The sequence below is a fragment of the Sphingomonas pokkalii genome (assembly GCF_003096275.1).
GTDB classification, from domain to species: domain Bacteria; phylum Pseudomonadota; class Alphaproteobacteria; order Sphingomonadales; family Sphingomonadaceae; genus Sphingomonas; species Sphingomonas pokkalii.
Genome location: NZ_QENQ01000001.1, coordinates 2,893,107 through 2,913,787 on the forward strand (window position 1 = coordinate 2,893,107; position 20,681 = coordinate 2,913,787).

Genomic DNA, 20,681 nt, shown 5'->3' on the forward strand with positions numbered 1-20,681 from the left:
GGCCGGACATCTGATAGCAAACAATCGGGTCAGAAATTCTGCTAGTGTCCTACAAGCGAGGGGCCGTCCACATCTGTAATCTGTAGTGGCGGCACCTCCTCGATCTGCGGTGTGACGAGAGCGGCCATGCCCTCGATCTGCATATAGCGGTTCTGGAGCTGATACTCGTCGTTCTGTTCGAGCAGCACGGCGCCGATGAGTCGGGTGATGCTGTCTTCGTTGGGGAAGATACCGACCACGTCGGCGCGGCGCTTCACCTCCTTGTTCAATCGTTCCAACGGGTTGGTGGAGTGCAGCTTGGTGCGGTGCTGCTCGGGGAAGGTCATGTAGGCGAGCACGTCATGCTCGGCATTGTCCATGCAGGCGCCGAGTTTCGGCCAGCGGGCGCGCAACTGGTCGGCGACGTGGCGCCAGGTCTGCGTCGCGGCGGCATGGTCTGGCTGGAGGAATACCTGCCGGATCGCGGCGGCGACCATGGTATTCTGGCCCTTGGGCACATGGGCAAGCGCGTTGCGCATGAAATGGACGCGGCATCGCTGCCAGGTTGCACCGACGACGCGGGTGATGGCGGCCTTCAGCCCCTCGTGCGCATCCGAGATGACCAGCTTCACGCCCTTCAGCCCGCGACGGACGAGGTCGCGCAGGAAGGTCGACCAGAACGGTTCGGCCTCGCTGGGGCCGATATGCAAGCCGACGATTTCGCGTTTACCCTCGGTGGTGACGGCGACGGCGATTATGGCGGCGACCGAGACGATGCGGCCGCCCTCGCGCACCTTGAGGTAGGTCGCGTCGAGCCAGAGATACGGCCACTCGCCGGTGAGCGGGCGCTTCAGGAAGGCGTTCACCCGCTCGTCGATGTCCTTGCACAGCTTGGACACCGACGACTTCGAGATGCCGCTCATCCCTCCGCCGCCATTCCAGCGATGCTGCGCATCGCCGGAACCTTGGGCGGCTCCGCCCATCGCTTGTACCAGCTCGTCGACCCGCCGCGTGCTGACGCCGGCGATCCACGCCTCCTGGATGACGCTGACCAGCGCCTTCTCCACCGTCTTGCGGGGTTCGAGGAAGCCGGGGAAGTACGCGCCGGTGCGCAGCTTCGGGATCTTGAGGTTGAGCGTGCCCAGCCGGGTATCCAGGCTGCGGTCGCGGTAGCCGTTGCGCCAGGTGCTGCGCTCGCCGGATCGCTCGTGGCGGCTGGCGCCGATGAGGCCGTCGACATCGGCCTCCATGAGGATCTGCAAAACGCTTTCAGCGACGCTGCGCAGGAAATCGCCGTCTCCGGTCTTCGCCATCAGCTCGGCAAGCGGTAGTCTGTCGTCGGTCATCGGGAATTCCTCGGGTCAGGTTGAAGTCTGGAAACTCCACCATATCCGATGTGCCCGGTGGCCACCGAGACGCCGACGCCGGGGTGGGGCCTCGGCCCCACCCCGGCATACACCGTCATCTACACCGGGAAATTACACCACGACCGTGGACGCTAGCTGCAGACGCGCCCCGCCGCGACATGGTCCGACTTCCAACGCGACCTGCAGGAGGCTCGGCCGGTCGCTTCCAGCTTCCTGCTTGCCTTGCGGCTCGCGGAGCGCGGCACCTGGCTCCGGCGTGACGCGACACTGGAAGAGCAGCTCCTCGTGCTCGTGGTCGGGGAACAGGTGCTGCGAAATGCCACAACATGGGGGCAAGGCGAATTGGCGGATGCGCCACCTCTTTCCAGCGGTGCCCGGTCGGTGCTCGACGCTTATCTCATGGTCGCTGTTTTCGAACGCGATCGCGCCAATACGGGATGGCTGAAGGCACAGGTCGATCGAGGCGGCTGGCCGACCATTGCCCAGGCCGGCAGCGCTGGATCCCATGCAGCGTGGCTTCTCGTCCAACATGCGGATGCAGACCCGGCGTTCCAGCTACGCGCACTGCGCCTAATGACGCCGCTCGTCGCTTCGGGCGAGGTGAACAAGCGTAGCTACGCATACCTCTATGACCGCATCATGCTCAAGATCACCGGGAAACAGCGTTATGCAACGCAAGTGACGTGCAAGGATGGCAGGCGCGTCGCCCAGCCGCTCGAAGAGGAAGCCAGGCTGCCGGAGTTGCGCGCGGAGATGGGGCTTGAGCCGTTCGCCGACTATCTGAAGCAGTTCGCCAACTGGGGCGACTGCTGACTCCTGCCCGCACGAGCCTAAACTTCCTAAACTTCGCAATCCGAGCAGCTATCCTGCAGGGCGTGCTGCTCCCGCCCCTGTGCCTTTGCTCGGCTAGCGTGTAAGGCCCCCGCATGTCGAAATCCCTGAGCACCAGCGGTGCCATCGATCTGGATGGCGTGACCTATGATTGGCGTCTGCAGCGCGAGCCGCATCTTTCGGACGACGAGGGCTGGAAGGGGATGACCATTGCGGTCGCCCAGCGCGATGCCAAGCGCGAGGCGTGGCTGGAGTTTCCGGCGCCCAAGCGGCTGCTCAAGGGGCTGCCGCGCGGCCGTCTCCAGCTCGACGACGCGACGATCGCGCGCTGCGTCCGCTCCGCATTGTCCGCCGGCTGGGATCCCCTGTCGCGCGGCAAGCCCGAGGTGTTTGTCGTGGACTCCGAGGGTAATTGAGCCACCCCGCACCCGGGTGACGACGGGCTAGCCCCGCTTCACCCGCGTCACATGCCCCATCTTGCGCCCCGGCCGGGCCTGGCCCTTGCCGTAGAGGTGGAGGTGGGTGCCCGGCTCGACGAGAAGCTCGGGCCAGCGATCGGCCTCGTCGCCGATCAGGTTTTCCATCTCGACATGGGTGCCGGTCAGCGCGGTCGAGCCGAGCGGCAGGCCGCAGATCGCGCGGACATGGTTTTCGAACTGCGAGGTCTCGGCGCCCTCGATCGTCCAGTGCCCGCTATTGTGGACGCGCGGCGCCATTTCGTTGAACACCGGGCCGTCTTCGGTCGCGAAGAACTCGCAGGTCAGCACGCCGATATGGCCCAGCGCCTCGGCGACGCGGCCGGAGAGCGCCGCCGCCTCGGTCCAGTGGCGGGCGATCTCGGCGGGGGCGGGCAGGGTGGAGCGGGCGAGGATGCCGTCCTTGTGCTCGTTCCAGGGCGGCGGATAGCTGGCCAGCGTGCCGTCCAGCCCGCGCACGGTGATGATCGAGAATTCGTGGCTGAAGGTGACGAAGCCCTCGAGGATCGCCGGGCGCTCGCCGATCGCCGCCCAAGCGGCTTCCGCCTCGGACGCCTCGTGCAGCCGCACCTGGCCCTTGCCGTCATAGCCGAGCCGCAGCGTCTTCAGGATCGACGGCGCCCCGATCCTGGCGATCGCTTCGTGCAGCTCGTCGCGGGTGGTGACCAGCGCCCAGGGCGCGGTGCGGCCGCCGAGCTCGGCGACGAACGACTTTTCGTTGGCGCGGTCCTGCGCGATCTCGAGGCTCTTGGCGCCGGGGCGCACCGGCACCTTGGCGGCGAGATGCGTGACGGGCGCGAGCGCGACATTCTCGAACTCATAGGTGATCACGTCGGCGTGGCTCGCCAGTTCGTCGAGCACGATATGGCTGTGATAATCGGCGCGGGTGAAGCTGGAGGCGGTCTGCGCGGCGACGCTTTCCTCGTCGGGGGCGAGGACATGGGTGCGGTAGCCGAGCTGGGCCGCGGCGACCGCGATCATCCGGCCGAGCTGGCCGCCGCCGAGGATGCCGATGGTGGAGCCGGGGGGGAGGATGTCGCTCATGCCGGGTCCACCGCGACGCTCTCGGTCTGGGCCGCGCGCCAGGCCTTGAGCCGTTCGGCCAGCGCATCGTCCGCCGTCGCGAGGATGGCGGCGGCGAGCAGGCCGGCATTCTTGGCGCCAGCCTTGCCGATCGCCAGCGTGCCGACCGGGATGCCACCGGGCATCTGGACGATCGAATAGAGGCTATCGAGGCCTTTCATCGTCTTGGATTCCACCGGCACGCCCAGCACCGGGAGGTGCGTCATCGCTGCCGCCATGCCGGGCAGATGCGCCGCGCCGCCGGCTCCGGCGACGATCACCTTCAGCCCGCGCTCGGCGGCGGTGGTGGCATAGTCATACAGCCGCTGCGGGGTGCGGTGGGCGGAGACCACCTTGGTCTCGTGCGGCACGCCGAGTTCGGCCAGGATCTCGGCTGCGTGGCGCATCGTCTCCCAGTCGGAGGTGCTGCCCATGATGATGCCGATAAGTGGTGCGTCCGCCATTGCCTGCCGCTCTTGGGAAGGGAAGGCGGCTTGTTAGTGGCGGGATCGCCGGAGGGCAATGGCCAAGGCACCCGGCGCCGCGATGGACGCCGGGTGCGGTCGGGTCAGCGTTCGTTGAGGTAGTAGCGCTCGATTTCCTTGAGGTCGTCGTCGAGCTGGTAGACGATCGGCTGGCCGGTCGGGATCTCCAGGCTGACGATCTCGTCATCGGCGATGCCGGACAGGTGCTTGACCAGGGCACGGAGCGAATTGCCATGGGCGGCGATCAGCACCCGCTTGCCGGCCTTCAGCTCGGGGGCGATCCGCCGCTCCCAATAGGGTAGTACGCGGGCGATCGTGTCCTTCAGGCTCTCGGTCTGCGGGATCGGGATGCCGGCATAGCGCGGGTCCTGGGTCAGGTCCCACGGCGAGCCCGCCTCGGGGAGCGGCGGCGGCACGTCGAAGCTGCGGCGCCAGATCTTCACCTGCTCGTCGCCGTGCTTGGCCGCGGTCTCGGCCTTGTCGAGGCCGGTCAGCCCGCCATAATGCCGCTCGTTGAGGCGCCAGTCCTTCTCTTCCGGCAGCCATAGTCGGCCCATCGCTTCCAGCGCCAGGTGCAGCGTCTTGATGGCGCGGCTCTGGAAGCTGGTGAAGCACAGGTCGAAATCCAGGCCCTTTTCCTTCATCAGCGTGCCGGCGGCGGTGGCTTCGCGGACGCCCTGCTCGGTCAGGTCGACATCCCACCAGCCGGTGAAGCGGTTTTCCAGGTTCCAGGCCGACTGGCCGTGGCGGATCAGGACGAGCGTGGGCATAGGCGATCTCCTTGCATCGGTTTGCCGCCGTCCTTAGCGGGATGTGCGACAGGGACAAGCGCAGGAGACGACGCAATGGTTCGACAGACGTTGGTCTATGCGGGGCCAGGTGGCCCGTTCGAAGGTGTGGCGGTCTGGGACGATGGCGTCGCCCATCCCCGTCCGGCGGTGCTGGTGTTGCCCAATGTGTTCGGGGCGAAGGACGCCGATGTGGAGAAGGCCGAGGATCTGGCCCGCCTCGGCTATGTCGCGCTGGTCGCCGATGTCTATGGCCAGGGCAAGCGGACGCTGGCGGGCGATCCCGACTATGCCCGCTATATGGAGGAACTGAACGCCGACCGGGGCCTGCTCCGCGAGCGGCTGGCGGCATCGCTCCAGGCGTTGGCCGGGCTGGCGATGGTGGAGACGGGGCGGATCGCCGCGGTCGGCTTCTGCTTCGGTGGGAAGTGCGTGCTCGACATGGCCCGGGGCGGGCTGCCGATCCTCGGCGGCGTCTCGTTCCACGGAGTCTATGACCGGCCCGATCTGCCCGCGGACGCGCCGATCACGGCCCGGCTGCTGGTCTGCCATGGTTGGGACGATCCGCTCTGCCCGCCCGAGGCGACCGCGGCGCTGGCGCAGGAGCTCACCGAACGCGGCGCCGACTGGCAGCTCCACGCCTATGGCCATGCCGGCCATGCCTTTACCGACCGGAGCCGCGTACAGAGCCTGAACCCGGCGATCGCCTATGAACCCAAGGCGGATCGGCGCAGCTGGCAGGCGATGACCGCGTTCCTCGCAGAGCTGTTCGCATGAGATGAGGCGGCTGCGCGCCCTTTGGGTTGCTGTTCTGGGGCGGATCACGCCGCGCGCCGTCGATGCCGGCGAATGCGTGGTATCGGTGCTGCTGGCGATCCTGGTGGCGCATCTGATCGGCGGTAGCAACGTCGCCTGGGCGGCGTTCGCCGGCTACATGGTGATGCGCGGTCATGCCAGCGAGACGCTGCTGCGTGGAATGCTGCGGATCGTCGGCACCGTGGCGGGCGGGGTGCTGGCGCTGGCGGCGGCGCCGTTCGTCGCGGGAAACTGGGTGATCAGTGCCGCAACTCTGATGCTGGTCGGCACGCTGAGCCTTTACCAGGCGATCACCGCCCGGCGCGCTTATGCCTGGCTGTTCTTCGGCCTCACCTTCGCGATGGTGCTGCTCGATGATATCGAGGCGCCGGGAGCGGCGCTCGGCCAGTTCGTGGCGACGCGAATCCTGGAAACGGTAGCGGGCACCTTGGCCTGCGCGGTGGTGAGTATCGTCTCGACATGGACGGTGCGGCGACGCTGGCCGGCGGAGCGGACGCCGCCAAGCGCTGCGGCCGGCTTCCATCCGGAGGCGCTGCGCCACGCGGTGCAGGGAGGGATCGCGCTGGCGTTGCTGGTCGGGGTGGCGCGGGCGCTGACGTTGCCGGCGCTGGCGCAGGGCGCGATCGGAATCATGGCAGTGATGCTGGTGCCCGCGCAGTCGATCGGTGCAAGTGGGCTGGCGCCGGTAAGCGTGCGGCTGCTGCAGCGCTTCCTGGGGTGTCTAACCGGAGCGGTCTTGGCGGGGCTTTGCCTGGTCGTCGCGCACGGTCATGCGGCGCTGCTGATTGCGGGTACGATGCTAGGTGTCGCCACCGGGCGCATGATCGAGAACGGCCCCCACAGCTATCGCTATGTCGGCACCCAGTTCACGCTTGCGGTGCTCGTGATGCTGGTGCCCGACAGCTACGCCAACGGCGACGCGACGCCGGGACTGGAACGACTAATCGCGGTGTTGATCGGCATGGCCGTGCTGGAGCCGGTGCTCCTGGTGGGCCATTGGCACGCGCCGAGGAGGCCCATTGTGCCGGCATCGGAAAAGGCGCTTGACGAGCCGGGCGGCGTGTAGCGAGAGCGACGGTGCAGCCCTTCCCACCGCGATTGCGATGGGAAGGGGAGTAGTCCGGTCAGTGGACGAACCGCGCCACTACGTCGCGATAGGAGCGCGACACCTTCACCTGCGCGCCCGAATTCAGCACCAAGAAGCATTCGCCATTGGTGTGCGGCTTCACCTGGCGCACAAGGTCGAGATTGACGATCGTCGAGCGGTGGACCCGCTGGAAACGACGGGGGTCCAGCCGCTTTTCGAGATCCTTCATCGTCTCTCGCAGGATCAGCGTGTTGTCGCCGGTGTAGATGCACATGTAATCGCCGGCAGCGTCGATCCGTTCGATGGTATCGACATCGACGCGGAAGATCTGGCCGCGATCCTTGATGTTGATGAGCTTTTCGAAGCGGTTGGATGCGGGCTCCGCCCCGTCGCCGGCAGCGATCTCGTCCACCGCGTCGGGTGCTACTTCGGCCAGCACTTCCTTCAGCTTCTCCACTTCCTCCACGCCGCGCTTTTCGGTGAGGCGCTGCCGGACGCGGTCGAGCGTGTCGGCGAGCCGCGATGGCTCGACCGGCTTCATCAGATAGTCCACGGCTTGGGCTTCGAACGCCCGGATCGCGTGATCGGAATAGGCGGTGACGAATACGAACAGCGGTGGTTCGACTTCCATCAGGCCCTGGATGACGGAGAAGCCATCGAACCCCGGCATCTGGATGTCGAGAAACACCAGATCCGGTTTATGGGTCTTGATCGATCGGATAGCCTCTCGGCCATTGGAGCATTTGTCGATAATTTCGACATCCTCATGCTCCTGGAGCCGGAGCTCGAGTCCCTGGATCGCCAGGGATTCGTCGTCAACGAGGATGGTACGGATGGTCATGCGGCCTCTCGGTTCGGTTCCTCAAGCTGGAACGGTATCTCGATCTCAACGCTGAAACCTTCCCCGGGTTTCGTTCGAGTCTCGAAACGATGGTCAGGTCCGAAGGCCTGTGCCAACCGCTCCCGGATATTGGCGAGCCCCACGCCAGTGGAAAGCGTCGGCCTCGGGCGCGCTTCGATCAATCCCGGACCCGTATCGGACACGGCGATCTGCACCCTATCGCCGGTGAGCCGAGCCGAAACGGTGATATCCGCGCCCTCTTCCTGCGGGCTGACGGCATATTTGATCGCATTCTCGACAAGCGGCTGCAGCAGCAACGACGGCAAACGGGCCTTCGCCGCGCGTGGATCGAGTTCGAAATGCGTACGCAGCCGTTCGTCGAACCGCATCTTTTCGATCTCCAGGTAGAGCTTAAGCGTCTCGATCTCCTGCGCCAGCGTGACATGCGCCGTCGGCTCGTTCGCAAGCGTGTAGCGCAGGAAGGACGAAAGGCGAGACAGCATCACATTGGCCCGCTCGGTCTGCTTGAGCAGCACCAGGGTGGAAATGGAGTTGAGCGTGTTGAACAGGAAATGCGGGTTCAGCTGGTAGCGCAGCATCGCCAGCTGCGCGCTCGACGCCTGGCTTTCCAGGATCTGCATCTGATCGATCTGCTGTTCGACGATCAGGTAGAAGTTGATCCCGAAATAGAGCGCGGACCAGCCCGCCAGCACCGTGAAGGTGAGGAAACTATAGCCGATCACCCGCGCGACAGTGATGCCAGGTTCCGCCGCGGTGAACGAATAGGTGAAGGCTTCGAGCACCGCATAGATGATCGTGGCGGCGCCAAGCGTCGCGAGGGTGAGGAGGATCGCGGGGATGCGGGGCATGCCCCGATAGAAGCCGTAAAGCGCCGATAGCAGGAGCGTCAGGCAATAGCCGACGATTGCCTCGATGATCGCCTTGATGATCCCTTCGAACGAAAAGCCGTTCGAAATCGACGAAACCGAGCGGAGCAGCAGATAGCCGCTCCAGCCCGTTGCCTGGAGAATCCAGAAGGCCCGCCCTTTGTCTTCGAAGAAGGGGCGGGAAAACAGCTCGGGCTTGGGAATGCCCAGGTTCCTGGCGCTTGTCTGCGGAAGCGAAGTCTTTGCCACGGCGCGCCTCTACCATCGGCGGGCGAAGGGAGCAAAAAAAATGCCGGGCCCTTGCGGTGCCCGGCATTCGTAAAAGGTTGATCGGTGCCGCTTAGAAGGTGAAGCGGGCGCCGATGCGGATCGAGTAGAGCGACTGGTTCGCGTAGATCTGGTCGCTCGGCGCGGTGAAGTTCGCCGAACCGCCGGCCGGCGAGTAGCGATACTGCGCACATGCCTGCGACGCGTTGGCTGCGACCGTGCCGCCACCGTCCACGCCGGGCGCGAGACGCGTGGTCAGGCACTGCACGCGCACCACCGGCACGTTGTAAGGGAACACGTATTCGCGGGTCTGGCCCCACTTCTTGTTCAGGAAGTTGGTGAAGTTCTCGATGTCGCCGAAGATGGTGACGCGCGACTTGCCCAGGCCGGTCGGCAGTTCCTGCGACACGTGGAGGTCGATGCGGGTAAACCACTTCGAGTGGAACGCGTTGCGCGGAGCGACCTGGCCGCGATACTTGCCGAGACCCGAGGCGTCGATGAACGCATTCACCGCATCGCGAACCGCAGGGGTGCTGTACGAAACCAGCGGATCGTTCACCGTCGGGACGTACATCAGATAGCGGTTGCCGCCGGTGCCGGTGCCCGAGCTCGTGCCGGTGGTGCCGAACACCGAGGAACGGCCGCTGCCGAAGTCCTGGAAGGTGTAGCTGAACGGGTGGCCGATCCGCGATTCGCCGAACAGCGCGAAGGTGGTCTTATAGTCGCCGAAGAAGGCGTGCTCGTAATTCAGGCTGTACTTGAAGAAGTACTTCACCTGATCGTTCGAGATGCCATAGGCAACGTTGTTCGGATCAATAAACGCGCCGTTGCTATAGTTCGAACCCGCGGTGGACGATGTCGCTGGCGACTGGTCCTTCACGTCCTGGTAGGTGAAGCTGCCGTTGATGTTGAGGCCGAAATCCCAGGTCTTGTCGACGCGGGCGACGCCAATCAGCGCACGACCCTTGGTCGTGTTGGTCAGCAGGATGTCGCTGTTGGTGTTGGTGCTGGTCGCGCCGTCGATGATGTTCTGGTAGCGCTGGCGACCGTCCGGCGTCAGCGAACCGGCGATCGGCTGCGAACGGATGTCGGTGAAGTACACCTGATTGCGGACCTTCGAGTACAGGAAGTCCGCGCCGAAGGTCCAGCCGCTCACCGAATACTCGCCGCTCAGCGTGGCGCGCCACTGCGAGGGCAGCTTGAAGTGCGGATCAAGCGCGTTGGTCGGCGCGTTGCTGGCCACCGTCGCGTTGGTCAGCAGCGTGTTCACCTGGCCGGGGATAGACGTGCCGGTGACGCCCGACAGCGCGGCGTTGCCGATCGTCGCGTCGGTCGTCGCGCCCGAGAAGCCGGTGGCGGTGCGGTTGATGTTGATCGAGTTGGTCAGCACGCCGGTGTTCGAGAAGCTGTTCGACACATAGACGTCGGGGGTGCCGCCGCCGAAGATGCCGCCGCCGCCGCGAATGCTCACCCGCGGAAGCGGCTTCCAGTCGAAGCCGATGCGCGGCTGGAACAGGCCCAGGCCGGAAATGTTGGCGCTGTTCGAACCGATGGTCTCGAGCTGGCCGTTGACAATGGCGCCTGCGGCATAGCGGGCGACATATGCAGCGCTGCGGCGCGGCAGATCGTGCATGCCGTACAGATCATAGCGCATGCCGTAGCTGATGTTCAGCGTCGGGGTGACGCGCCACGAGTCCATGATGCCGAAGGTGTAGCTCTGGTACGAGAAGTTCGCGGCCGCATTGTTCGGCACCAGCGACGGGATCGCGTTCGCATAGGTGATCGAGTTGGCGGTCTTGTTCTGTAGGTCCGCGATCGAGTCGAAATAATAGTTGCCGGCGCTGTTCTGCAAGAACGAGTTGAACACGTTGACGAACGCGACTTCGCTGAAGATGCGCAGATCGTGATCGTTCTTGGTCAGGCGCGCCTGGAACAGGCCGCCCCAGGTGTCGGTCTTCAGCTGGTTGGTCTGGCGCGAATTGTCCGGGCCGAACGAGACGATCGCCGCGTTGTTGTCGCACGCGGTCAGCGACCCGACCGACGTGTCGTTGGAGCAGACGCGGAACTGGGCGAAGCCGCGGCCGAACAGCGGATCCTGGATGCGCGTGTAGTTCTTGTAGAACACGCGCGCTTCGGTCGAGAAGTCGTCCGACCAATCCGAGTTCAGCTGCGCCACGCCGGTGTGCAGGCGGTTGCCCTGGATATAGGCGTTCGAGGCGAGGCCAAGGCCTGTCGGCGCGTTGGTGAAGGTGTTGTTGAGCAGGTTGATCGCGTCGTTGGCGTAGGTGTACGTCAGTGACAGGCGCTGCTTGTCGCTGATGTTCGCGTCGATGCGGGCGACGACGCGGTCGTCCTTGTCGCCCGAGTCGTGCAGCACGCCGCCGGTGTTGTAGCCGTAGACGCTCTTGGCGATCGCGCTGATGCGATCCACCTGCGCCTGGGTAACGCCCGGGATCACGGTGCCGCCATTGTTGTCGATCGGGCCTTCCACGATCGGACGGCCGCCGCGCAGGCGCTCACCGGCGACCATGAAGAACAGCTTGTCCTTGATGATCGGGCCGCTCAGTTCGGCGCCGTAATTGTCGACGTGGAACTTCGGCACGTTGACCGTGATGTCCTTCGTCTTGTTGCCGACGAACGAGTCGCCCGAGCGCGCGTAGAAGCCGGTGCCGTGGAACTCGTTGGTGCCCGACTTCAGGATGATGTTGATCGCACCGCCCTGGAAATTGCCTTCGCGCACGTCGAACGGCGCGACCTTCGCCTGGAACTGGCCGATCGCGTCGAACGGGATCGGCGAGCGGCGGCTGGGCAGGCCATCGGTGTTGAGACCGAAATTGTCGGTGATCGGCACGCCGTCGACGCTGAAGCGGTTGTAGCGCGCGTTCTGGCCGGCGAACGAGATGGCACGGCCACCGGTCGGCGTATCGTCGAGGCGGGCGAACGGATCGCGGCGCGAGAGGTCGCGAATGTCGCGGTTGAGGCTGGCGACGTTGGCGATCTGGGCAGCCGAGAGCACCGTGGCCGGGCCCTGCGAGATCGAGCGCGCGCCGCGAACGGTGCTGGCGGTGACAACGATTTCAGCGCCCTGGCCCTGCGGGGCCAGTTCGATCGGCAGATCGAACGACTGGGCGGCAACCGTGTAGATGTCGGTCACCGACGAATTGGGATAGCCGGCCGCGGTCACTTCGACGGTGTAGGGGCCGCCGGCGCGCAGGCCGGTCAGCGTGAAGGTGCCGGTCGAATCCGTGCGGCTGGTCGAGCGGGTGCCCGATGCGGCGTTGGTTACGACGACGTTTGCATCGGCCACCGGCGCACCATTGGCGGTCACGGTGCCACGAATCGTCGACGTGGTTTCCTGCGCGTGCGCGGCAACCGGAATAAGCAGCGCGGCAGCGGCCACGCCTGCAAGATAGTGCGTTCGCATCGAGAGTTCCCTTTTTGAGCCTGTGGCTGCCAGTCGTGGCTTTTCACGCCATCTGTCTGGCTGCCCCCTGCGTGGCTTTGATTGCGAAATTGTGACAGTCAATACGCACGCTACGTTCCACTATGGTGCGTTGCAAAAAGGCATCACTCCGAAGCGTTTACGATCGCCAGCCAATCGCTTTCGCTGATCACGCGAATTCCCAGTTCTGCGGCTTTTTTTAGTTTCGATCCTGCCCCCGGCCCCGCGATTACCAGATCTGTCTTGGCCGAGACCGAGCCGGATACCCGCGCGCCCAGCCGCTCCGCCTGCGCCTTTGCTTCGTCGCGGCTCAAGGTTTCCAGCGTGCCGGTGAACACCAGTGTCTTGCCGGTTACTTCCGAGTCGCGCGATTCCACCACGAACGGCGGCGGCGATACTTCGCGGAGCAGGTCTGCCCAGGCAGTGCGATTATGCGGCTCATGAAAGAAGTCCGCCAGCGCATGGCCGACGGCGGCGCCGACATTCTCCACGCCGATCCGTTCGGCGATCGCCTTGTCGAGCCGCGTACGGTGCTTGGCTTCGGTTTCGCCGAGCTGGGGCGGGGTGGCCTCGCGCAGGGCGATCAATTCGTCGGCGAGCGCCTCCAGCGCGGGCAGGGTGGTGTAGCGCTTGAGCAGGTCGCGCGCGGTGATCGCGCCGATGTGGCGGATGCCGAGGCCGAACAGCAGCCGCGCCGCGTCGGGCGTGCGCTTCGCCTCGATCGCGGCGAGCAGGCCGTCGACCGATTTTTCCTGCCAGCCCTCACGCCCGAGCAACGCGTCGCGGTGCTGCGACAGGCGGAAGATGTCGGCCGGTTCGGCGATCCAGCCCAGGTCGAGCAACTCGATCAGCGTCTTCTCGCCCAGCCCGTCGATGTCGAGCGCGCCGCGGCTGACGAAATGCTTCAAGCGCTCCAGCCGCTGCGCCGGGCAGATCAGCCCGCCCGTGCAGCGGACATCGACTTCGCCTTCCTCGGCTACGGCTTCCGATTGGCAGATCGGGCAATAGGTGGGGAAGTGCCAGTCGTCGCGCGGTTCGTCGCGCGTCAGGTTCTCGACGATCTGGGGGATCACGTCGCCGGCGCGCTGGAGCACCACGCGGTCGCCGGGGCGCACGCCCAGCCGCGCGATCTCGTCGGCATTGTGCAGCGTCGCGTTGCTGACGACGACGCCGCCCACCGTCACCGGCTCCAGCCGCGCGACGGGGGTGAGCTTGCCGGTGCGGCCGACCTGGATGTCGATCGCCAGCAGGGTGGTCTGGGCGCGCTCGGCGGGGAATTTGTGCGCAAGGCCCCAGCGGGGCGCGCGGCCGACAGTGCCCAGCCGTTCCTGCCAATCGAGCCGGTCGACCTTGTAGACCACGCCGTCGATGTCGAAAGGGAGGTCGGCGCGGCGGGTCTCGATCGCGCGATACTGGGCGAGGGCGTCCTCCAGTGTGGGTGCGCGGACGAACAGGTCGGAGACCGGGAAGCCCCAGGCGCGGATGCGGTCGATCGCTTCATATTGCTTGTCGGCGAGCGGTTCGCTCAGTTCCCCCCAGCCCCAGGCGAGGAAGCGCAGGGGACGTGTCGCGGTGACGGCGGCGTCCTTCTGGCGCAGCGACCCCGCGGCGGCGTTGCGCGGATTGGCGAACTGGCGCGCTTCCTTGCCGGTCTCTTCGGCCTCGGCGAGCAGCCGGGCATTGAGCGCGGCGAAATCGGCCTTCGCCATATAGACCTCGCCACGCACCTCGCAGACCGGCGGGGCGCCCGCGATGCGGTGCGGGATGTCTCGGATGGTGCGGACGTTCGGCGTCACGTCCTCACCGATCCGGCCATCGCCGCGGGTGAGCGCCTGGACGAGCTCGCCGTTCACATAGCGCAGCGAGCAGGAGAGACCGTCGATCTTGGGCTCGGCGGTGAGTTCGATGGGAGCATCGTCGGGCAGCTTCAGGAAGCGGCGGACGCGGCCGAGAAAGTCGGCGATGTCCTCGTCCGAAAAGCCGTTGTCGAGGCTGAACATCTGCCGTGCGTGCTCCACCTTGGCGAGCGGGCCCGAGGGCGTCGCGCCCACCTGCCGCGAGGGCGAATCGGCGCGGACGAGATCGGGAAAGGCGGCTTCGAGTTCGGCGTTGCGGCGGACGAGCGCGTCGAAGTCCGCATCGCTGATCTCCGGCGCATCTTCGTCGTGATAGCGGCGGTTATGGTGCGCGATCTCGGCGGCGAGGAGTTCGAGCTCGGCGGCGGCGTCTTCGGGCGTAAGGGGCAGGGTCATGCCCGCAGCTAGGGGAAGGACGCGCGCGCGATCAAGCCTCCTCCTCGGCCGGGTCGAGCGGACGCGTTGCCCAGCTGGCGTAGAGCGTGGGGACGGCGCCGTAGAGGGTCATCAGGAAGAAGGCGCAGCCCATCGCCCGGAAGCTCATGTCCGACGCTGACCAGTTGCCCAGCGCGGCGACTGCGGTGATGCCGCAGAACAGCGCAAGTCCTGTGAAGCCCATCGCGGCGAAGCCGACGAGAAAGGCGCGACGGCGCAGATCGCGGTCCCACTCGTCTACGTTTTCCGCGGTGCCCAAAGGCTTCAGCGGGCCGAACAGCGGGCAAAAGGTGGCGATCACGAAACTGCATGTCAGCAGGGCGTGCCCGAGATATGCCGGCCGTGCCGTCGAAAGGAACTCGATCCCCAGCCCGGGTATCGCCAGCGCCAGCGCTACCACTGGCGTCCAGCGCAGCAGTCGGCGGCGCGGCTTGCCTTCGGCAAGCGCGGGGATGCCGGTGCGGCGGGAAAGGTCGTCGAGCGTTGCGATGAAGCGGTTGGTCATGCCTCTCTCTCCTGAGAGTGGACTCCGGCGCGCTGCAGCGCGTCTGCCACGGGTTCGAAGGGTTGGAAGGAAAATATCAGTTCCACCGGCACGCCGAACACCCGGGCGATGCGCATCGCCAGTTCGAGGCTGGGCTTGTAGTCGCCGCGTTCGAGATAGCCGATCGTCTGCGGGTTGACCTCCACCGCCTCGGCAAGGGCGCGGCGGCTCAGACCGGCTTCGGCACGGAACAGCGCGATGCGATTGTGAATGACCATGGAACTATCGGCCCTGCAGTTCGATTCGTTGTGTATACACAACAGATCTTCGGGTCAATGCACCGGCAGACAGGCTTGATCTGCGGCAACGCGATTGCGAGAGGGACGGTATGGCAAAGGCAAGGACGTTCGCGCGCTGGTTGATCGTAGCGCTGCTCTGGATCGTGGTGGCGCTCTGTCTGTTCCTCACGCTCGTTCCGCCCTTCCTCGACCGCATCTATTATCGCGGCGTCGAGACCGGGCATTTCGACGGGCAGCGCTTCGCCAATCCTGATGGTGAGACGGCGCCCGCCCCGGCGCTCGCCTTCGTGTTCCTCGCGCATCGGATCGCCAGTGCCATGCAGCAGCCGCTATGGCCGACCCGCGTTGCCGTGGCCCAGGGCCGTCCTCCGGCGCGGGTGGCGGGGCAGGCGATGAAGGTCACCTGGATCGGCCATGCCAGTGTGCTGATCCAGACCCAGGGCCTCAACATCCTCACCGATCCGGTGTGGAGCGACGTGGCGGGGCCGTTCGGCATGGGGCCGAAACGCGTCGTCGTGCCCGGCGTGCGGCTGGCCGACCTGCCCAGGATCGACCTGATCGTCGTCAGCCACAACCATTATGACCATCTCGATCTCGCGACCCTGAAGACCCTCTGGCAGCGCGATCGGCCGGTGATCGTCACCGGGCTCGGCAACGACAGCGTGATCGGCCAAGCGGGCGTGCCGGCGCGCGGGCTCGACTGGGGGCAGCGGCTGACGCTCCGGCCCGGCATCGACGTGGTGGTCACGCGCAACCATCACTGGAGCAGCCGCTGGTTCGCCGATCGCAACCGTGCGCTCTGGTCGAGCTTCGTGGTGACGCTGCCCGGCGGCAACCTGTTCTTCGCCGGCGACACCGGCTGGGGCGACGGCAAATGGCCGGCCGAGGCCGCGGCGCTGGGGCCGGTGCGGTTCGCGGCGCTTCCCGTGGGCGCCTTCCGCTTCAAGCCCGGCCAGATGGCGTCCGACGCGCATATCGGCCCGCGCGACGCGATCCGGGTTTGGGACGGGCTGGGCCGGCCCTGGGCGCTGCCGATCCATTGGGGCACCTTCCGCCTCTCCTGGGAAGCCTATCGCACCCCGCCGGACATGCTGGCGGCGATGTTGGCCTGTGGCGGCACCGATGGGCGGCGCTTTGTCGATCGACCGATCGGGCAGGCGTTCGACGTGCCGGCGATCGGTGCCCCGCCGCCCGCACCCAGCGACGAAGGCATCGCCCGCTGTCGCGCCGAGGGGCGGTTCGACCGCTTCCGCTGAGCTTGAGTGCTCCCCCCGCTCTCTCTAGAAGGCGCGTCGGGCAAGGGGCGTATGGGCAAGGGCATCGGCGCGGCGCGCGACTATCGGACGAGCATCGACGGCGTCGGCAAGGCGCTGGGCGCAGGCAGCCTGCTCGGCGGGTTGCTGATCCTGATGCTGTTGATCGGCACCGGCCAGCGGGCGCCGCTCGCGCTGGTGACCGGGGTTTTGCTCGGCGCGATCTTCGCCGGGATCGCGCTGGCGGCGGTCGGCGGGCCGATCTGGCTGGTGCTGCACGCGCTGGGCCTGCGGCGGGGCCGGTATGCCGCGGTGCTCACCGGGGCGCTCGGGCTCGGGCTCTATCTGGGCGCGCAGGGCTATGGCACCGCGCTCTACACCATCGCCCCGATCGATACGCGCAACTGGTTGGTCGGGCTGGCGCTCAAGGGCGCGCAGAGCCTCGCCGTCGGGCTGATCGCCGCCGGCATCGGGCTGGCCATGTGGCGGATCGCCTATCGGCCCGAAGCCTGACCGACGGGCCGCTTTTCAGACGGCGCCTTGCTCCCCATATTCAACGGCATGGCGATCCAGATTCGGACCAACCTTGCCGAGCCCGAGATGGGCCAGGCCTTCATCCCCCACCGCCCGCAGCGCCCCGAAAAGGCGGAAGGCGGCAAGAAGTTCAAGCTCGTCTCCGATTATCAGCCCTCGGGCGACCAGCGCTTCGCGATTCCGGAGCTGGTCGAGCAGGCACGCGCGGGCGAGCGCGACCAGGTGCTGCTCGGCGTCACCGGTTCGGGCAAGACCTACACCATGGCCAAGGTGATCGAGGAACTGCAGCGCCCCGCGCTGATCCTCGCGCCGAACAAGATCCTCGCCGCGCAGCTTTACGGCGAGTTCAAGAATTTCTTTCCCGAGAACGCGGTCGAGTATTTCGTCAGCTATTACGATTACTATCAGCCCGAGGCCTATGTGCCGCGGTCCGATACCTATATCGAGAAGGAAAGCTCGATCAACGAGGCGATCGACCGGATGCGCCATGCCGCGACCCGATCGCTGCTGGAGCGCGACGACGTGATCATCGTCGCCTCGGTCTCGTGCCTCTACGGCATCGGCTCGGTCGAGACCTATTCGGCGATGATCTTCGACCTCAAGAAGGGCCAGGTGGTCGACCAGCGCGAGATCATCCGCAAGCTGGTCGCGCTGCAGTATAAGCGCAACGACGCCGCCTTCGGGCGCGGCGCCTTCCGCGTGCGTGGCGACAATCTCGAGCTGTTCCCCTCGCACTATGAGGATACCGCCTGGCGGATCAGCTTCTTCGGCGACGAGATCGAGGAGATCGTCGAGTTCGATCCGCTCACCGGCAAGAAGGTGGCGAGCCTCGATTATGTCCGCGTCTATGCCAACAGCCACTATGTGACGCCGGGGCCGACGCTGAAGCAGGCGATGGAGGCGATCCGCCACGAGCTGACCGAGCGGCTGAAGGAACTGGAGGCGGAGGGCAAGCTGCTCGAACTCCAGCGGCTGGAACAGCGCACCAATTTCGACCTGGAGATGATCGCGGCGACCGGCTCCTGCGCGGGCATCGAGAATTACAGCCGCTTCCTCACCGGCCGCCTGCCCGGCGAACCGCCGCCCACGCTGTTCGAATATCTACCCGAGAATGCGCTGCTCTTCGTCGACGAGAGCCATCAGACGATCGGCCAGATCAACGGCATGTCGCGCGGCGACCATAAGCGGAAATTGACCCTCGCCGAGTACGGCTTCCGCTTGCCGAGCGCGATCGACAACCGGCCGCTGCGCTTCAACGAATGGGACGCGATGCGGCCGCAGACCACCTATGTCTCGGCAACGCCCGGCGACTGGGAGATGGAGCGGACCGGCGGCGTGTTCGTCGAGCAGGTGATCCGCCCCACCGGGCTGATCGATCCGCCGGTGGAAATCCGGCCGGTCGAGGAGCAGGTGCAGGACCTGATCCAGGAGTGCAAGGCGACCGCCGCCAAGGGCTATCGCACGCTGGTGACGACGCTTACCAAGCGCATGGCCGAGGACCTCACCGAATATATGCACGAGGCGGGCGTGAAGGTCCGCTACATGCACTCGGATACCGAGACGCTGGAGCGCATCGAGCTGATCCGCGACCTGCGCATGGGTGTGTACGATGTGCTTATCGGCATCAACCTCCTGCGCGAGGGGCTCGACATTCCCGAATGCGGGCTGGTCGCGATTCTCGATGCCGACAAGGAGGGCTTTCTGCGCTCCGAGACTTCGCTGATCCAGACGATCGGCCGCGCCGCGCGCAACGTCGAGGGGCGGGTGATCCTCTATGCCGATCGCATGACCGGCAGCATGGAACGCGCGCTGGCCGAGACCGGCCGTCGTCGCGAGAAGCAGATGGCGTATAATCTCGAACACGGCATCACGCCCGCGACGGTGAAGAAGAATATCGGCGACATCATCGCCCATGTCGCCTCGAAGGACGGGGTGACGGTGGAGATCGACGCCGATCGCCCGCACATGGTCGGCCACAATCTGCGCGGCTATATCGAGGAACTCGAAAAGAAGATGCGCGACGCCGCCGCGAACCTGGAGTTCGAGGAAGCCGGCCGCCTGCGCGACGAGATCCGCGCGCTGGAGGCAGAGGAACTCGGGCTGCCCGAAAGCGAGCGAAAGGCGCCGGTGATGGGGCGCAGCAACGAGGGCAAGCCGGGTACGCGCAAGACGCGGTACGGGAAGCAGACCAAGACCAAGTTTGGCGGGCCACGGCGGGGGTAGGGGCGCTGACGGCGGTAACCGCGAAATTTGTGCTAGAGCAGATCATGTCCTGAAAGGAAAAGGGCATGATCAGATGCTTCCAAGATGCCGAGACACAGCTGGTTTTCTCTGGAGAGCGCAGTCGCAAGCTGCCTTCCGACATCCAGCAAACCGCACGCCGCAAGCTCCGCATCCTCAACCGCGTGATGAGCCCACTGGAACTGCGCGTGCCGCCGGGGAATCGGCTGGAGGAGTTGAAGGGCGACCGCAAAGGGACATATAGTATCCGGATCAACGACCAGTGGCGGATCACCTTCCGCTGGGTGGACGGAGGCGCGGACGATGTCCGAATCGAGGATTACCATCGCGGATAAGGACCGGCTGGACAATGTCCACCCCGGCGAGATCCTGCGTGAGGAGTTCCTCGTCGGCGCCGAACTCCCGCTGGAAGAGGTGGCAGCCGGTACCGGTCTCGATCCGATGAAACTGGCTGCGGTCGTCGCGGGGGAAGCGCCTGTCGATGCCGATGCGGATCTGCGCCTGACGCGCTACCTGCGCATGTCGGAAGGTTTTTTCCTCGGGCTTCAGATGGACTTCGATCTCGAAGAAGCAAGGCACGCGATGAACGGTGCGCTCGATCGGATCGTCCCTCGTGCCGCCTGAAGACCCCGCGCGCCGCCGCTAGCTTCCGCTCCGTCGCGAACCGCCAAACGGCTGGTTGAGCCGCCCCTCGCACTCGCCCATAAGCGCGCGATGCGTTCGCTTTCCCTGTTCGCCGGTGCCGGCCTTGCCCTGCTCGCCGGCTGTGTGCCCGCTCCGACCACTGCGCCGCGCGCCCCCGCACCCCGTCCGGTCGTCGCGCCGCCGCCGCCCGCGCCGCCCCCCGCCCCGGCGCCGAGCGCGGACTGGCGCGACTGGCCGCTGACGCCCGGGGACTGGCAGTATCGCAGCGCACCCAATGGCGGCTCGGCGCGATATGGCACCGCTGGCGCTCCGCCGGTCGCCGTGCTGCGTTGTGATCGCGTTGCGCGGCAGGTGACGCTGCTGCGGGCCGGTACGGCGCCCGCGACGCTCACGCTGCGCACCACCAGCGTGGTTCGGGCGCTGCCTGCTGCGCCGGACGGCACGGGAATGCTCGCCATGTCGTTCGCCGCGAACGACAGCTTTCTCGACGCGCTGGGCTTCAGCCGCGGGCGGTTTGTGGTGGAGGGCGGGGGCTTGCCGGTGCTGGTGATCCCGGCCTGGCCGGAGATACTGCGCGTCGTGGAGGATTGCCGGGCCTGATCGCGG

General features: G+C 66.2%; 20 protein-coding genes. 10 read left to right on the forward strand and 10 right to left on the reverse strand.

What is annotated here, in order from left to right; genetic code table 11:
- Positions 1-41 precede the first annotated feature (41 nt).
- Complete coding sequence (locus tag DD559_RS13235; protein WP_116469590.1) at positions 42-1,325, reverse strand: IS256 family transposase; 1,284 nt, start codon at positions 1,323-1,325, stop codon at positions 42-44.
- A gap of 243 nt (positions 1,326-1,568) precedes the next feature.
- On the opposite strand from DD559_RS13235, the gene DD559_RS13240 reads away from it, so the two are divergent.
- Both DD559_RS13240 and DD559_RS13245 read left to right on the forward strand, forming a co-directional pair.
- Entirely contained in the window at positions 1,569-2,159 is a 591-nt protein-coding gene (locus tag DD559_RS13240) for a DUF6624 domain-containing protein (protein ID WP_206364500.1), read from the forward strand.
- Between the two features lie 113 nt (positions 2,160-2,272).
- Entirely contained in the window at positions 2,273-2,593 is a 321-nt protein-coding gene (locus tag DD559_RS13245) for a hypothetical protein (protein WP_116469591.1), read from the forward strand.
- 27 nt (positions 2,594-2,620) lie between these two features.
- On the opposite strand, the gene DD559_RS13250 is transcribed toward DD559_RS13245, so the two are convergent.
- The 3 genes from DD559_RS13250 to gpmA form a co-directional block, all read right to left on the reverse strand.
- Positions 2,621-3,697, reverse strand: coding sequence for a 5-(carboxyamino)imidazole ribonucleotide synthase (locus DD559_RS13250; protein ID WP_116469592.1), 1,077 nt, complete (start codon positions 3,695-3,697; stop codon positions 2,621-2,623).
- Complete coding sequence (gene purE, locus DD559_RS13255) at positions 3,694-4,179, reverse strand: 5-(carboxyamino)imidazole ribonucleotide mutase (protein WP_116469593.1); 486 nt, start codon at positions 4,177-4,179, stop codon at positions 3,694-3,696. Before purE ends, DD559_RS13250 begins: the two co-directional genes overlap by 4 nt.
- 104 nt (positions 4,180-4,283) lie before the next feature.
- Positions 4,284-4,970: a 2,3-diphosphoglycerate-dependent phosphoglycerate mutase gene (gpmA, locus tag DD559_RS13260; RefSeq protein WP_116469594.1), complete on the reverse strand. Its 687-nt coding sequence runs from the start codon at positions 4,968-4,970 to the stop codon at positions 4,284-4,286.
- 75 nt (positions 4,971-5,045) lie between these two features.
- Between gpmA and DD559_RS13265 the strand changes: the two genes are divergently transcribed.
- Both DD559_RS13265 and DD559_RS13270 read left to right on the forward strand, forming a co-directional pair.
- Positions 5,046-5,765, forward strand: coding sequence for a dienelactone hydrolase family protein (locus DD559_RS13265; protein WP_116469595.1), 720 nt, complete (start codon positions 5,046-5,048; stop codon positions 5,763-5,765).
- 1 nt (position 5,766) lies between these two features.
- Complete coding sequence (locus DD559_RS13270) at positions 5,767-6,870, forward strand: FUSC family protein (RefSeq protein WP_240610252.1); 1,104 nt, start codon at positions 5,767-5,769, stop codon at positions 6,868-6,870.
- A gap of 58 nt (positions 6,871-6,928) precedes the next feature.
- Here the strand turns inward: DD559_RS13270 and DD559_RS13275 are convergent, their stop codons facing one another.
- From DD559_RS13275 to DD559_RS13300, 6 genes are all read right to left on the reverse strand, one after another.
- The gene (locus tag DD559_RS13275) at positions 6,929-7,732 is read right to left on the reverse strand and encodes a LytR/AlgR family response regulator transcription factor (protein WP_116469596.1); all 804 of its coding nucleotides are present in this window, start codon (positions 7,730-7,732) and stop codon (positions 6,929-6,931) included.
- Positions 7,729-8,868, reverse strand: coding sequence for a sensor histidine kinase (locus DD559_RS13280; protein WP_206364501.1), 1,140 nt, complete (start codon positions 8,866-8,868; stop codon positions 7,729-7,731). The genes DD559_RS13275 and DD559_RS13280 overlap by 4 nt, the downstream gene beginning before the upstream one ends.
- A 91-nt stretch (positions 8,869-8,959) precedes the next feature.
- On the reverse strand, positions 8,960-12,310 hold the full coding sequence (locus tag DD559_RS13285; protein ID WP_116469597.1) for a TonB-dependent receptor: 3,351 nt from the start codon (positions 12,308-12,310) through the stop codon (positions 8,960-8,962).
- A 143-nt stretch (positions 12,311-12,453) separates the two neighbouring features.
- A complete protein-coding gene (ligA, locus tag DD559_RS13290) occupies positions 12,454-14,580 on the reverse strand; it encodes an NAD-dependent DNA ligase LigA (protein ID WP_116469598.1) in 2,127 nt (708 codons plus the stop codon).
- Positions 14,581-14,611: 31 nt separating this feature from the next.
- Positions 14,612-15,124, reverse strand: coding sequence for a hypothetical protein (locus DD559_RS13295; RefSeq protein WP_116469599.1), 513 nt, complete (start codon positions 15,122-15,124; stop codon positions 14,612-14,614).
- Positions 15,121-15,381: a helix-turn-helix transcriptional regulator gene (locus tag DD559_RS13300; protein WP_165831092.1), complete on the reverse strand. Its 261-nt coding sequence runs from the start codon at positions 15,379-15,381 to the stop codon at positions 15,121-15,123. Before DD559_RS13300 ends, DD559_RS13295 begins: the two co-directional genes overlap by 4 nt.
- A gap of 110 nt (positions 15,382-15,491) precedes the next feature.
- On the opposite strand from DD559_RS13300, the gene DD559_RS13305 reads away from it, so the two are divergent.
- The 6 genes from DD559_RS13305 (at position 15,492) to DD559_RS13330 (ending at position 20,675) form a co-directional block, all read left to right on the forward strand.
- A complete protein-coding gene (locus DD559_RS13305) occupies positions 15,492-16,658 on the forward strand; it encodes an MBL fold metallo-hydrolase (protein ID WP_116469600.1) in 1,167 nt (388 codons plus the stop codon).
- 51 nt (positions 16,659-16,709) lie between these two features.
- Positions 16,710-17,168: a hypothetical protein gene (locus DD559_RS13310; protein ID WP_116469601.1), complete on the forward strand. Its 459-nt coding sequence runs from the start codon at positions 16,710-16,712 to the stop codon at positions 17,166-17,168.
- A gap of 48 nt (positions 17,169-17,216) precedes the next feature.
- Entirely contained in the window at positions 17,217-19,412 is a 2,196-nt protein-coding gene (gene uvrB / locus DD559_RS13315; RefSeq protein WP_116469602.1) for an excinuclease ABC subunit UvrB, read from the forward strand.
- Between the two features lie 65 nt (positions 19,413-19,477).
- Entirely contained in the window at positions 19,478-19,765 is a 288-nt protein-coding gene (locus tag DD559_RS13320; RefSeq protein ID WP_116469603.1) for a type II toxin-antitoxin system RelE/ParE family toxin, read from the forward strand.
- Positions 19,734-20,054 carry a HigA family addiction module antitoxin gene (locus DD559_RS13325; RefSeq protein ID WP_116469604.1) on the forward strand — a complete coding sequence of 107 codons (321 nt, stop codon included), beginning with the start codon at positions 19,734-19,736 and terminating at the stop codon, positions 20,052-20,054. The genes DD559_RS13320 and DD559_RS13325 overlap by 32 nt, the downstream gene beginning before the upstream one ends.
- Before the next feature lie 90 nt (positions 20,055-20,144).
- Entirely contained in the window at positions 20,145-20,675 is a 531-nt protein-coding gene (locus DD559_RS13330) for a hypothetical protein (protein ID WP_116469605.1), read from the forward strand.
- The last annotated feature ends 6 nt before the right edge of the window (positions 20,676-20,681 follow it).